Origin of the sequence: Burkholderia theae (genome assembly GCF_048565265.1) — a bacterium.
GTDB lineage: Bacteria > Pseudomonadota > Gammaproteobacteria > Burkholderiales > Burkholderiaceae > Burkholderia > Burkholderia theae.
This window is the reverse complement of sequence record NZ_CP183461.1, coordinates 1,682,740-1,695,056: the sequence shown is the minus strand read 5'-3', so window position 1 is coordinate 1,695,056 and position 12,317 is coordinate 1,682,740. Positions and strand designations below refer to the sequence as shown.

The 12,317-nt window shown below is 64.6% G+C and carries 11 protein-coding genes; 4 read left to right on the top strand and 7 right to left on the bottom strand.

Annotated elements, in window-relative coordinates:
• Nucleotides 1-20 precede the first annotated feature (20 nt).
• From ACN22W_RS07830 to ACN22W_RS07820, 3 genes are all read right to left on the bottom strand, one after another.
• Nucleotides 21-509 (bottom strand): TadE/TadG family type IV pilus assembly protein, encoded by a 489-nt coding sequence (locus ACN22W_RS07830; protein ID WP_419687149.1) that lies wholly within the window; start codon nt 507-509, stop codon nt 21-23.
• Nucleotides 510-511: 2 nt separating this feature from the next.
• On the bottom strand, nt 512-1,006 hold the full coding sequence (locus tag ACN22W_RS07825; RefSeq protein ID WP_419687147.1) for an A24 family peptidase: 495 nt from the start codon (nt 1,004-1,006) through the stop codon (nt 512-514).
• 88 nt (nt 1,007-1,094) lie between these two features.
• Nucleotides 1,095-1,265: a Flp family type IVb pilin gene (locus ACN22W_RS07820; RefSeq protein WP_129514414.1), complete on the bottom strand. Its 171-nt coding sequence runs from the start codon at nt 1,263-1,265 to the stop codon at nt 1,095-1,097.
• A gap of 677 nt (nt 1,266-1,942) precedes the next feature.
• Between ACN22W_RS07820 and ACN22W_RS07815 the strand changes: the two genes are divergently transcribed.
• From ACN22W_RS07815 to ACN22W_RS07800, 4 genes are all read left to right on the top strand, one after another.
• Nucleotides 1,943-3,688 carry a collagen-like triple helix repeat-containing protein gene (locus ACN22W_RS07815; RefSeq protein ID WP_419687145.1) on the top strand — a complete coding sequence of 582 codons (1,746 nt, stop codon included), beginning with the start codon at nt 1,943-1,945 and terminating at the stop codon, nt 3,686-3,688.
• A 40-nt stretch (nt 3,689-3,728) separates the two neighbouring features.
• Nucleotides 3,729-5,150, top strand: a complete 1,422-nt coding sequence (locus ACN22W_RS07810; protein ID WP_419687144.1) for a collagen-like triple helix repeat-containing protein — start codon at nt 3,729-3,731, stop codon at nt 5,148-5,150.
• 144 nt (nt 5,151-5,294) lie between these two features.
• Complete coding sequence (locus tag ACN22W_RS07805) at nt 5,295-6,980, top strand: ShlB/FhaC/HecB family hemolysin secretion/activation protein (RefSeq protein WP_129514410.1); 1,686 nt, start codon at nt 5,295-5,297, stop codon at nt 6,978-6,980.
• A gap of 167 nt (nt 6,981-7,147) precedes the next feature.
• Nucleotides 7,148-7,609 carry a DUF2147 domain-containing protein gene (locus ACN22W_RS07800; RefSeq protein WP_419687142.1) on the top strand — a complete coding sequence of 154 codons (462 nt, stop codon included), beginning with the start codon at nt 7,148-7,150 and terminating at the stop codon, nt 7,607-7,609.
• 104 nt (nt 7,610-7,713) lie between these two features.
• Here the strand turns inward: ACN22W_RS07800 and ACN22W_RS07795 are convergent, their stop codons facing one another.
• The 4 genes from ACN22W_RS07795 to odhB all read right to left on the bottom strand — a co-directional run bounded on the left by ACN22W_RS07795 (nt 7,714) and on the right by odhB (nt 12,248).
• Complete coding sequence (locus tag ACN22W_RS07795) at nt 7,714-8,124, bottom strand: transposase (protein ID WP_193098231.1); 411 nt, start codon at nt 8,122-8,124, stop codon at nt 7,714-7,716.
• Between the two features lie 144 nt (nt 8,125-8,268).
• On the bottom strand, nt 8,269-9,366 hold the full coding sequence (zapE, locus tag ACN22W_RS07790) for a cell division protein ZapE (RefSeq protein WP_193098230.1): 1,098 nt from the start codon (nt 9,364-9,366) through the stop codon (nt 8,269-8,271).
• A gap of 98 nt (nt 9,367-9,464) precedes the next feature.
• Nucleotides 9,465-10,895 (bottom strand): dihydrolipoyl dehydrogenase, encoded by a 1,431-nt coding sequence (gene lpdA / locus ACN22W_RS07785; RefSeq protein WP_129514406.1) that lies wholly within the window; start codon nt 10,893-10,895, stop codon nt 9,465-9,467.
• Between the two features lie 81 nt (nt 10,896-10,976).
• Nucleotides 10,977-12,248: a 2-oxoglutarate dehydrogenase complex dihydrolipoyllysine-residue succinyltransferase gene (odhB, locus tag ACN22W_RS07780; RefSeq protein WP_048244020.1), complete on the bottom strand. Its 1,272-nt coding sequence runs from the start codon at nt 12,246-12,248 to the stop codon at nt 10,977-10,979.
• Between the last annotated feature and the right edge of the window lie 69 nt (nt 12,249-12,317).

Sequence of the window (12,317 nt, the reverse complement as noted above, 5' to 3'; positions counted from 1 at the left end):
CACGACACCATCGCTGTCGTCTAAATGATGTTGACCGGGCTGATCTGCACCATCGCCGTTCCGGTGAGCGTCGACGGCACCGGCAACAGCGAACCGAGCAGCGGGAACGACGGGATCAGTGGGTTCTGCGAGTACGGATAGGTCAGCGTGATCTGCACGCATAACATCGTCGCATCGTACGAACAGCTGCCTTGTTGCGTCTGCGCGCACGTCGCCCCCTTCAGCCACGTGGTCAGATTCGTTGCGGCCGTGCAGGCGGCCTGGGCCCGCGCCGCGAGCGCGGCTTGCTGCGCTGCCTGCACCGACGCAGCCGCTCCGACCTGCTGATAGTTCAACGCGGCGCGTGCGCCTTCCGTCGCCGCAAGCGTCAGGTTTTGCTGCGCGGCGAAGATCATTCCGTACGTGATGATCGCGTACAGGATCAGAAAGAACACCGGCAGCATCAGTGCGAATTCGACCGCCGTCGAACCACGCTCGCGACGCCGCATTCCGGGGACAGAACGAATCATCGTCATTGCATCCCCCCGGTCGCAATCCGGTATCCGCACCACAGCACCGCCGGAATCACGAGAAACGCGGCATACGGCGATGCCCGGAAACCGGCGATCTCCAGCGTCGGCGAGCGCCGCTGCCACAACGCGGATACGGGCGTACGGGTTGCGAAGACCAGCGCGCCGGCATGGGCGAACGCGAGCAGGCTCGCCACGATCCAGAGCCAAAACAACGCATGGGGGCCGCACCACGCGCCAAGCACCGCGAATACCTTGACATCCGCGGCACCCATTATGCGCAGCACGAAAAATGGGAAAAGACTGACAATGCCGATCAATGCGCCAATCAGCGCCTGATTCACGGATATGCCAAATGGATTATGTCCGGAGAGTACAAATGCAGACACGAATCCACCGATCACCAGTGAATTCGGTATACGCCTATGACGGATGTCCTCGAGCGCGACGAGCACCGCCCACGCGAGGAAAACCCCGACGCCAGTTAGCAGGATCATTTACGCCCCGAGCGGCAAAACTTACCTACGCGGATTGCCGAAGCAATCCGCGTCCCTAACAACAGGGAGATGAGCAAAAGCTCGCTCGTTATGCCTTCGGCAACTGGTTGGCGATGTAGGTAAACGCCCCCGAGATGCCACCCGTCAACGTGCCAACGGCAGTGACAAGAGCGACGGCGACAAGTCCGGCGATGAGTCCGTACTCGACTGCGGTAACCCCGTCTTCTTCCTTAAGGAAGCGAATCATCATTGCTTTCATTTTATTCCTCGTGCCTGTATTTACGTTCTTTGGCCTTTTATACGTATACATCCCCGCATATCTGGCCCTTGCCCCGCGTCGTTCGCCACATCTGCGTTAGCGTCAACCGGGTGCGCTTTCTTTATAGGTCGCCCCGAAGGGCATGTCTCACGATTTGATGCAAGTTAACATTCGCGATAGTGACCCTCCTCGAACGTTGTGTACCGAACCGTACATTTGCTTACATCTGCTCCGGATTCTATATCCGATCCTATTTAACTTCCAACCTCTTTTAACGGCATGGATCGAAAAAAATGACCAGGAGCACAACGTATTTGTACGGCGTTTCGGTACGTCTTACACATAGGATTTACGATAGGTTAGATGTGCACACCTAATCCACCAGTAAAACAATTGCCCTGTCCACCAAGCCCGTAGGGGCCCTACGTTACGTCGCACGCGTAACACCAATGTTGTGACGTTACGTTACGAAACGGCCGAAACCGTTCTCATTCGTCTGCACTTAAACAGATTCAACAATCTTTCAATTTCCATAACTTCCTTTTCCGACAAGGAATTGCCTCGTTTAAAACCTGTCGTCGAACCGTCGGCCATCGAAATGGCACGACAGTTGCAGAGTAGTCCTCGCACCACTCAACACAACGAAGTTCACAAGACATTTTTAATGCGAGGATGAAATGGACATCAAGGTTATCCCCCATGGCGTGTTCCGGACGACTCTGATCGCGGCCACCGTTGCAGCCATGCTTTCCCTCTCCGCGTGCGGCGGCTCCGGTTCCATCAGCCAAGGCCTCGGCGGCGGCTCCAGCTCGGGCACCGGCGATGCGATCTCCACGTCGGGCGGCGGCGGCTCGGGCACGAGCGGCACCTCCGGCACCAGTGGGACGTCGGGCACGAGCGGCACCTCCGGCACCAGCGGCACCGGCACCTCGGGAACGAGCGGCACGTCCGGCACCAGCGGCACCTCGGGAACGAGCGGCACCTCCGGCACCTCGGGTGTGTCGTCGAACGCAGTGGGAACTGTCCTCGCAAGCGGCAGCAATATCGTCACGGGTGTCGGCGGGACCGTCTCGGGTCTCGGCACCGTCATCTCCGGCCAGTCACTGCCGGGCGTCAACCCGGCCACCACGCAAGCCGCGGGCGGCATCGTGCAAAGCGTAGGCGGCGCCGTTACCGCACTCGGCAACGGCCTCGGCAACGGTCTCGGCCAACTCGGCGCGACGAAGGATCCGATCGGCACCACGGTCGCCAGCACGGGCGGCGTGGTCAATCAGCTCGGCGGCGCAGTCACGCAGACGGGCAACCTGGTCACGAGCCTCGGCAGCGGCCCGCTGTCGCCGCTCGCACCGGTCACGGGTGCCGTCGGCGGCCTCGTGTCGACGCTCGGCGGCGCCGTATCGAACGGCGGCAACACGCTCACCAACGTGCTGTCGACCGGCCCGATCCAGCAAGTCACGCAGACGGTCAGCTCGGCCATCACGCCGATCACGACCATGGTCGGTCAGACGACCCAGACGATCGGCACGGCGACCGGCCTCGGCGCGCCGGTCAACACGCTGCTCGGCACGATCGGCAATGGCCTGAACCAGGCCGGTGCGCTGCTCGCGTCGACGGGCGGCAACCCTGTCACGACGGGCCTCGGCAACACCGTCTCGTCGACCGGCAACACCGTGAAGGCCGTCGGCGGCCTGCTCACGGGCGGCACCGGCGGCGTGACCAACCCGCTCGCACCGCTCACGGGCCTCGTCTCGACCGTCACCGGCGCACTGGGTGGTGCAACGGGTGGCGGCAGCGGCCCGCTCGCTCCGGTCACCGGCCTCGTCTCCACCGTCACCGGCGCACTCGGAGGCGCAACGGGTGGCGGCAGCGGCCCGCTCGCCCCGGTCACCGGCCTCGTTTCCACCGTCACCGGCGCACTCGGCGGCGCAGCGGGTGGTGGCAGCGGCCCGCTCGCTCCGGTCACCGGCCTCGTTTCCACGGTTACCGGCGCACTGGGCGGCGCAGCAGGCGGCAGCGGCGGCCCGCTCGCCCCGGTCACCGGTCTCGTCTCGACGGTCACCGGTGCACTGGGTGGCGCAGCAGGTGGCAGCGGCGGTCCGCTCGCCCCGGTCACCGGCCTCGTCTCGACGGTCACCGGCGCACTGGGCGGTGCAACGGGCGGTACGAGCGGCGGCCCGCTCGCGCCGGTCACGGGTCTCCTCGGCGCAGTCACGGGCGCACTCGGCGGCGCGACGGGCGGCTCGGGCGGCAGCAGCCCGCTCGCTCCGGTGACGAACGTGGTGTCCACGGTCACCAGCACGGTCGGCGCACCGGCATTGACCGGCGGCACGGGTGCAGTCACGAACTCGGGCTCGTCGTCGAATCCGCTCGCGCCCGTCACGTCGCTGATCGGCGGCCTGCTCGGCGGCACGCACGGCAAGTAAACCAAGATCCATTCATCGAAAAGACAGCGAGGAGTCCTTCATGTCCCAGCAACGTTCCCTCACGACGGCAGCCCTGCGCCAGTGGCGCGTACCCCTCACCGCCTTCGCCGCAGCCTGCCTGCTGGCCGCCTGCGGCGGCGGCGGCGTCAGCTCGCCGCCGACCAGCAGCAACAACGGCCAGAGCAGCACGAGCGGCACGCCCAGCACAAGTGGCACCAGCGGCACGTCCACCGGCACGAAGGGTGTCGTCAGCACGGTCGGCCAGACGGCCACCGATCTCGGCAGCACGGTTGGCAACATCAGCCTGCCGGGCCTCGGCGACGGCGTGACGAAGGGCGTCGGCAGCACGCTCTCCAGCACCGGCACGATCGTCGGTGCAGCCGCCGATGCCGTGAGCAACGGGCTGGGACAGATCGGCTCGACGAAGGATCCGGTCGGCACCACGGTTGCCGGTCTCGGCAATGTCGTCGGCGCGACAAGCAACACGGTTTCCGGCCTGAGTTCGACGGTCAAGGCACTCGGCACGGGCCCGCTCGCGCCGCTCGCGCCGGTCACGACTCCGGTCGGCACCGTGCTCGACACGGTCGCCAACGGCCTGACGGCCGCCGGCACGACGATCGGTTCGACGCTGTCGTCGGGTGCCGTGCAGCAGGTTACGCAGCCGCTCAGCTCGGCGATCACGCCGCTCGTGATCACCGCCGGCCAGGTCACGCAACAGGTCGGCACGACGACGGGCCTCGGTCAACCCGTCTCGGGCCTGCTCGGCCAGGTCGGCGGTGCGATCAGCTCGGCCGGCAAGCAGGTCGGCGGCACGTCGAGCCAGCCGCTCGTCGGCGACGTCGGTCAGCTCGTGACCGCGGTCGGCAATACCGTGACCAACGCGGGCGGCCTCGTCAACCCGAACGGTCCGAACGGCGCGGCACCGATCCCCGGCCTGATCACGAGCCTCGTCGGCGGCTCGACGGCTAACGTCCAGAACGGCACGTCGTCGGGTTCCGGCTCGACGAACCCGCTCGGCGGCCTGCTGTCGGGTCTCGGCTCGACGCCGCTCGGCTCGCTCACGGGCGCACTTGGCGGTGCAGCGGGCGGCTCGGGCAGCGGCCCGCTCGCACCGGTCACCGGCCTCGTCTCCACGGTTACCGGCGCACTGAGCGGCGCGGCCGGCGGCAGCGGCGGCCCGCTCGCCCCCGTCACGAATCTCGTGTCGACGGTCACCGGTACGCTCGGCGGCGCAACGGGCGGCGCAGGCAGTGCAAACCCTCTCGCGCCGGTCACCGGTTTGCTGAATACTGTCACGGGAGCAGTCGGCGGTGCAGCAGGATCCGGGGGTTCGAGCCCGCTCGCGCCGGTCACGTCGCTGATCGGCAGCGTCTCGGGTACGGCATCGTCGGGCGGCGGCTCGACAGGTCTGCTTGCGCCGGTAACGGGGTTGCTGGGCACGCTGGGTAGCGTTGGCAAGTAAGGAGGACGGTCGCGCCTCCGCAGCCGGAGCGGATGGCGCGGCCGTACCAATACATCCGGCATGGCGGCACGCGGCGCGCGACACCCTGGTGTCGCGCGCCCGCATTAGAAAGAAGACGAAAAGCAAGGCCTACGAGGAAGAACAATGAAATCCAGACTCGACAGATGGATGATGCTGCTCGCCATCGCGGCAGCAAGCACGGCACAAGCACAAACGCGCGTCGGAGGTAACCCGCTCGACTCCCTGCCCCAGATCAACGCGCCGAAAACCGGCCCGAACGTCACCGTGCAGGTCGCGCCCCAGGCACCACAACTGCAGGAGCTGCTGTCGCGACGCCTGACGCCGAAGACATTCCAGGTCGAAGGCGTGAAGTCGGTGCCGTTCGACGAAATCTCGCGTCGCTTCACGCCCCTCGTCGGTAAGGACATCACGATCGGCGAGCTGATCGAAACCGCCAACGGCGTGACGAAGCTCTACCAGGATCGCGGCTACGCGCTGTCGTTCGCGTTCGTTCCCGCGCAGACGTTCGAGAACGGCGTCGTGCGCATCACGGTTGTCGAAGGCTACGTGTCGGACGTCAAGGTCACCGGCAAGCCCGGTGCGATGGAACCGAAGATTCGCGCGATCGCCGCGCATATCACGGCCGATCGCCCGCTGCGCCGCGCGACGTTCGAGCGCTACGTGAACACGTTCGGCCTGCTGCCCGGCCTCACGGTGAAGGCGAACGTGCCGCCGCCGCAAACCACCGACGGTGCCACGACACTCGAACTCGCGGTCGACCGCAAGCCGTTCAACGTCAGCACCGGTATCGACTTCAATCACCCGGGTGTCCAGGGCCTCATTACCGCGACCGAAAACGGCCTCACGTCGTTCGGCGAGCAACTGAGCATCTCCGCGCTGGCGCCGCCGGGACGCGACAAGCAAACCTACTTCGCATTCAGCGGTGCGGTGCCCGTCGGCAGCAGCGGCCTGATCACGCGCCTCGACGCGAGCACCTATCGCGGCAAGCCGACCGACAACCCGGGGCTGCCGTCGTATGTCCAGCGTACGGTCAAGAACGAAAAACTCGGTCTTTCGGCATCCTATCCGATACTGCTGAACAACCAGCGCAGCCTGCTCGGCACGGTGTCGGGCTATGCGGCGCACAACGAGGACAATTACCAGAACCAGATCAACGGCGCGACGCTCGACAACCGGTCGCAGGTTCGCGTGCTGCAACTGCAACTCGACTACACGAACGTCCAGCCGAAACAGGTGCGGAAGCTCAGCGTCAACGTCGCCAAGGCGTTCGACATCCTCGGCGCATCGAAATCGCAAATCGGCACGAACGGCGGCACCACGACGACCTATGCCGACCCGACATCGCTGACCTTCGTGCGTACCGGCGCGACCTTCACGCAAACCAACGAATGGCCGTTCCGGATCGGCACGTCGGTTTCGCTGACCGGGCAATACAGCCCCGACTCGCTGCCGACGTCCGAGCAGATCTCGTTCGGCTCGACACGCTACGCGCTCGGCTACCAGCCCGGCGAAGCATCGGGCGACTCGGGATGGGGGATGTCGCTGGAGGTCAACCGCGGCTTCACGCCGGGCTGGACATACATGAAATCCGTCACGCCGTACATCGCGTATGACATGGCGCGCGTGTATCTGCACGCGGGCACGCCGTCGCCGAGCCGCATGTCGTCGGTCGGCATCGGCGTGCGGTTCACCGACAGCCGTTTCTACAGTCTCGACCTGAACGTCGCGAAACCCGTCGGCGATGCGCCCGTCGAAAGCGCATCGCGCAGCCCGCGCATCAACGCAGCATTCTCGTATCAGCTCAACTGATCGTTCACCAAACAGCCCGCGTCACGCGGGCTGTTTCGATTAGAGTCCCCTCTATAAAACTTGGCGCGCGGTTTCACGTATTCTGGCGAAGCTCGCAACATGCCCGCCCCATGCAGACGGTCGTGCGGGCGCATCGAACACGACATGCAAAATCAAGGAGGATGACAATGATTCAACTGACCCGCCCGTTGCGCGCACTGGCAGTCGCCGGCGCATTGCTCGCCTGTGCTACCCACGCATTCGCACAAGCCGACAGCCCGATCGGCATGTGGCAGACGATCGACGACAACACGGGCAAGCCGAAGGCACTCGTGCAGATCGCCGACGACGGCGACGGTGCGTTGTCGGGCAAGGTCGTCAAGGGCCTCGGCGCGAATGATACGCCCGATCGCCGCTGCACCGCCTGCTCGGACGAGCGCAAGGATCAACTCATCAAGGGCATGACGATCATCAAGGCGATGAAGAAGGACGGCGATCACTGGGATGGCGGCAACATTCTCGACCCGGAAAACGGCAAGGTCTACAAGTGCAAGATGACGCTTGAAGACGGCGGCCAGAAACTCGTCGTGCGCGGTTACATCGGCGTGTCGCTGCTCGGCCGGTCGCAGACCTGGGTTCGCCAGCAATAACACGGCATGCGCTGAAACGCGCGGCGCAATGAAAAAATCGGCCTGCGACGAAGTCGTCAGGCCGATTTTCTTTGGGTGCGTGCGGCAGCAGAAACCGACGGGTATCACGCCGCGTGCTTCATCGTGTCCGACGCATAACCACCCGGTGTGCGATATGCGGGTGCCGCGTTGCTACGCGCCTCCGCCGCCTTCGATTGCGTGTGCTTGCGCATCCGTGCGGACAGTTCGTTGCACAGATTCATGCCTGCGTCGCCATAGAGTTCACGCATGATATTCATCAACGTGCCCGTCTCGTGCCAGACCTTGAAGCGGCGATGGCACGTCTGATACGAAGGGTAACGGCGTGGCATGGCCGACCACGTTGCGCCGCTGTAGATCACCCATAGCACGCCGTTCAGAACGGCACGCGTATTGGCTAACGGCCGGCCGCGCAACTCGGTGCGCGGCTGCATTTCGGGCAGAAGCGGCACGACGCAGCGCCACTCGTGGTCGGTCAAATCGCGATACGGTGTCATGGACATCTCCAGCCTTGGTAACCATGACACAACGATATCGGCTCACCTCAACGATGAATATAAGACAAATCCGAAAATACCCCGAGATTCCGAGTATTTGACCGGAATTGACGTTTGAATCCCGTCAATTGCCGAAAATCGCTATCAAGTCAGCGAAGTATCGACGATGCGGCGCGGCGTTTCGAGGTACTCCTTCGATTGCATCTCGGTGATTCGCGAGACCGTGCGCGTAAATTCATTGGCCATCGGGCCTTCGACGTACAACTGCTCCGCCGGCACCGCCGCGGACATCAGCAGCTTGACCTTGTGGTCGTACAGTACATCGATGAGCCAGGTGAAGCGGCGTGCCTCGGACGCCATCCGCGGCGACATCTGCGGCACCTCGGACAGCACGATCGCGTGGAAGCGGCTCGCGAGTTCGAGATAGTCGTTCTGCGATCGCGGGCCGCCGCACAGCGTCGCGAAGTCGAACCAAACGACGCCGTCCGCCTTGCGCAGCGCCTTCAGCTCGCGCTTCTCGATATGCAGGATCGGGCTCTCGTCGGGTACCGCGGCAAGCTGCGCGAATGCGTGGCGCAGTTCGCGATCGACGTCCGCGCCAAGCGGCGTGTGATACATCTTCACCTGCGCGAGCGTGCGCTGGCGATAATCAACGCCCGCGTCGACGTTGAGCACGTCGAGCTTGTCCTTGATCAGCGCGATCGCCGGCAGCATGCGGTCGCGATGCAGCCCGTCCGGATACAGGTCGTCGGGATCGTAATTGGACGTCATCACGAACTGCACGCCGTTGTTGAACAGGCGGTCGAGCAGACGGTACAGGATCATCGCGTCGGCAATGTCCGACACATGGAACTCGTCGAAACAGATCAGCCGGTAGCGCTTCGCGATGCGCCGAGCAAGTTCGTCGAGCGGATCGGCCTGCCCTTTCAGTTCCTCGAGCTCGCGGTGCACTTCGCGCATGAATTCGTGGAAATGCAGGCGCGTCTTGCGCTGCACGGGTGCGACCGCGTAGAAGCTATCCATCAGGAAGCTCTTGCCGCGACCGACGCCGCCCCACATGTAGACGCCGCGCGGGAGGTCCGGATGATTGATGAGCTTCTTGAACGCGTTCGAGCGGCGCGCCTTGTACTCGACCCACTCGTCGAAACAGCGCTGCAGGCGATCGACGGCCGCGCGCTGCGCGGGATCGGACTGATAGCCGCGCGTGGTCAGTTCGCGCGTGTAGTATTCGGTGACGTTCATCGGGCAAACCGGAAAGACCGAAGGCGAGCGGGAAACCCCGCCCGCCTTCGTCATGAGACGGCTGCGCCGGCCGATGGCCGGCAGGCGCTACACCGTGCTCAGCTGTTCAGCGAGCGCTTGTCGACGGCGAGCGCCGCTTCGCGCATCACTTCCGACATCGACGGGTGCGGATGGCAGATGCGGGCGATGTCTTCCGACGCCGCCTTGAATTCCATCGCCACGACGGCTTCCGCGATCAGGTCCGACGCGTTCGCGCCAATCACGTGCACGCCGAGCAGCTCGTCGGTCTTCGCGTCCGCAATCATCTTCACGAAGCCGTCCGGTGCATTCATGCCGAGCGCGCGGCCGTTGATCGAGAACGGGAACTTGCCCGACTTGATCTCGCGGCCTTCCGCCTTCAGCTGCTGCTCCGTCTTGCCGACCCATGCGATTTCCGGGTACGTGTAGATCACCCACGGAATGCAGTTGTAGTCGATGTGCGGCTTCTGGCCGTCGATCACTTCCGCGACCAGCACGCCTTCGTCTTCCGCCTTGTGCGCCAGCATCGGGCCGCGCACCACGTCGCCGATCGCGTAGACGTTCGGCACCGCCGTGCGGCAGTGGTCGTCGACGTCGATGAAGCCGCGCTCGTTCGCCTTCAGGCCGATCGCCTCGAGGCCGAGGTTGTCGGTGTTCGGCACGCGGCCGACCGACACGATCAGGCGGTCGGCGTCGAGCGTCTGCGCGTTGCCGTCCTTGTCCGTGTAGGCGATCGACACGCCGTCCGCGGTCGCCTTCACTTCGCCGATCTTCACGCCGAGATGGATGTCGAGGCCCTGCTTCTTGAACAGCTTGGCCGCTTCCTTCGCGAGCGCTTCGTCGGCCGCGCCGAGGAATGCCGGCAGCGCTTCGAGCACCGTCACTTCGGCACCCAGGCGGCGCCACACCGAGCCGAGCTCGAGACCGATCACGCCTGCGCCGATCACGGCGAGCTTCTTCGGCACCGAGTCGAACGTCAGCGCGCCTTCGTTATCCGACACGATCTTGTTGTCGACCGGGACGCCCGGCAGGTGACGCGCCTTCGAGCCCGTCGCGATGATCACGTTCTTCGCGGTGACGACTTCGGTTTCGCCCTCGCCGCTCACTTCGATCTGCACGCCGGCGTCGGTCTTGCCGGCGAACTTGCCATGGCCCTTCAGCCAGGTGATCTTGTTCTTCTTGAACAGGAACTCGATCCCGCTCGTCATCTTTTCGACGATGCCGTCCTTGCGACCGAGCATCTTCGCGATGTCGATCTTCACGCCGTCGACCGCGATACCGTGGTCGGCCAGGTGGTGCGACGCGTTCTCGAACTCTTCCGACGACGCGAGCAGCGCCTTCGACGGGATGCAGCCGACGTTCAGGCACGTGCCGCCGAGCTTCAGCGCGCCGGCCGGGTTCTTCCACTTTTCGATACAGGCAACGGTCTTGCCGAGCTGTGCGGCGCGGATCGCGGCGATGTAGCCGCCGGGGCCTGCGCCGATCACGACGACGTCAAATTCCTTGGACATGACAATCCTTTCTTCTTGTGCATCCGCACGGTCGCGCGTCTGCGCGCCCGTGCGGAGCGGGTCAATGCGGTGAAACTCGGCTTACAGGTCGAGCAGCAGGCGTGCCGGATCCTCGAGCGCATCCTTCATCGCGACGAGCGACAGCACGGCTTCGCGACCGTCGATGATCCGGTGGTCGTACGACAGCGCGAGGTAGTTGATCGGACGGATCACGATCTGGCCGTTTTCGACGACCGGACGTTCCTTCGTCGCGTGCACGCCGAGGATTGCCGACTGCGGCGGGTTGATGATCGGGGTCGACAGCATCGAGCCGAACACGCCGCCGTTCGAGATCGAGAACGTACCGCCCGTCATTTCCTCGATCGACAGCTTGCCGTCCTTCGCCTTCTGGCCGAATTCGGCGATCTTCTTCTCGATGTCGGCGAGGCTCAGCTGATCCGCGTTGCGCAGGATCGGCACGACGAGGCCGCGCGGCGAGCCGACGGCGATACCGATGTCGAAGTAGCCGTGGTAGACGATGTCGTTACCGTCGATCGACGCGTTCACGAGCGGGAACTTCTTCAGCGCATGCACGGCCGCCTTCACGAAGAACGACATGAAGCCGAGCTTCACGCCATGTTCCTTCTCGAACTTGTCCTTGTACTTGTTGCGCAGCTCCATGACCGGAGCCATGTTGACTTCGTTGAACGTCGTCAGGATCGCGTTGGTCTGCTGCGATTCGAGCAGACGCTCGGCGATACGCGCACGCAGGCGCGACATCGGCACGCGCTGTTCCGGACGGTCGTTCAGCCAGGTCGTTGCCGACGCCGGCACCTTCACGTCCGGCAGCGACGGCTTCGCAGCGGCCTTGGCCGGTGCGGCGGCCGGTGCGGCCTTCGGTGCGCTGCCCGCGGCCAGCGCGTCGCCCTTCGTGACGCGGCCATCGCGGCCCGAACCTGCGACGTCGCCCGCCGACAGGCCCTTCTCGGCCAGCAGCTTCGATGCGGCCGGCGATGCGGTGGTCGACGATGCGGCTGCGGCGACCGGCTGTGCTGCCGGTGCGGCTGCAGCAGGCGCTGCTGCCGGCTGGACTTCGGCGGCGCCCGCCGCTGCTTCGGCTGCACCTGCCTTCGCTTCGGTGTCGATCGTCGCGATCAGCTGATCGGCAACCACCGTGTCACCGTCGTTCTGCAGCACTTGCGCGAGCACGCCCGCGGCCGGTGCCGGCACTTCGAGCACGACCTTGTCGGTCTCGAGTTCGATCAGGATTTCGTCCTGCGCGACTGCTTCGCCCGGCTTCTTCTTCCACTGCAGCATGGTGGCTTCCGAAACCGACTCCGAAAGCTGGGGGACTTTGACTTCTACGATAGCCATGTGATTTTCCTGGATGCTTAATCTGGGGTGTGACGAGGTTCGTGCGATTCCTTCGGCCGAAGCGGCGCG

What these genes read in the sequence shown, in the direction of transcription:
- ACN22W_RS07805 (WP_129514410.1), top strand. Translation starts at nt 5,295, where the DNA reads ATGAAATCCAGACTCGACAGATGGATGATGCTGCTCGCCATCGCGGCA.
- ACN22W_RS07815 (WP_419687145.1), top strand. Translation starts at nt 1,943, where the DNA reads ATGGACATCAAGGTTATCCCCCATGGCGTGTTCCGGACGACTCTGATC.
- ACN22W_RS07795 (WP_193098231.1), bottom strand. Translation starts at nt 8,124, where the DNA reads ATGACACCGTATCGCGATTTGACCGACCACGAGTGGCGCTGCGTCGTG.
- ACN22W_RS07830 (WP_419687149.1), bottom strand. Translation starts at nt 509, where the DNA reads ATGATTCGTTCTGTCCCCGGAATGCGGCGTCGCGAGCGTGGTTCGACG.
- ACN22W_RS07825 (WP_419687147.1), bottom strand. Translation starts at nt 1,006, where the DNA reads ATGATCCTGCTAACTGGCGTCGGGGTTTTCCTCGCGTGGGCGGTGCTC.
- ACN22W_RS07820 (WP_129514414.1), bottom strand. Translation starts at nt 1,265, where the DNA reads ATGAAAGCAATGATGATTCGCTTCCTTAAGGAAGAAGACGGGGTTACC.
- ACN22W_RS07810 (WP_419687144.1), top strand. Translation starts at nt 3,729, where the DNA reads ATGTCCCAGCAACGTTCCCTCACGACGGCAGCCCTGCGCCAGTGGCGC.
- ACN22W_RS07800 (WP_419687142.1), top strand. Translation starts at nt 7,148, where the DNA reads ATGATTCAACTGACCCGCCCGTTGCGCGCACTGGCAGTCGCCGGCGCA.
- lpdA (WP_129514406.1), bottom strand. Translation starts at nt 10,895, where the DNA reads ATGTCCAAGGAATTTGACGTCGTCGTGATCGGCGCAGGCCCCGGCGGC.
- zapE (WP_193098230.1), bottom strand. Translation starts at nt 9,366, where the DNA reads ATGAACGTCACCGAATACTACACGCGCGAACTGACCACGCGCGGCTAT.
- odhB (WP_048244020.1), bottom strand. Translation starts at nt 12,248, where the DNA reads ATGGCTATCGTAGAAGTCAAAGTCCCCCAGCTTTCGGAGTCGGTTTCG.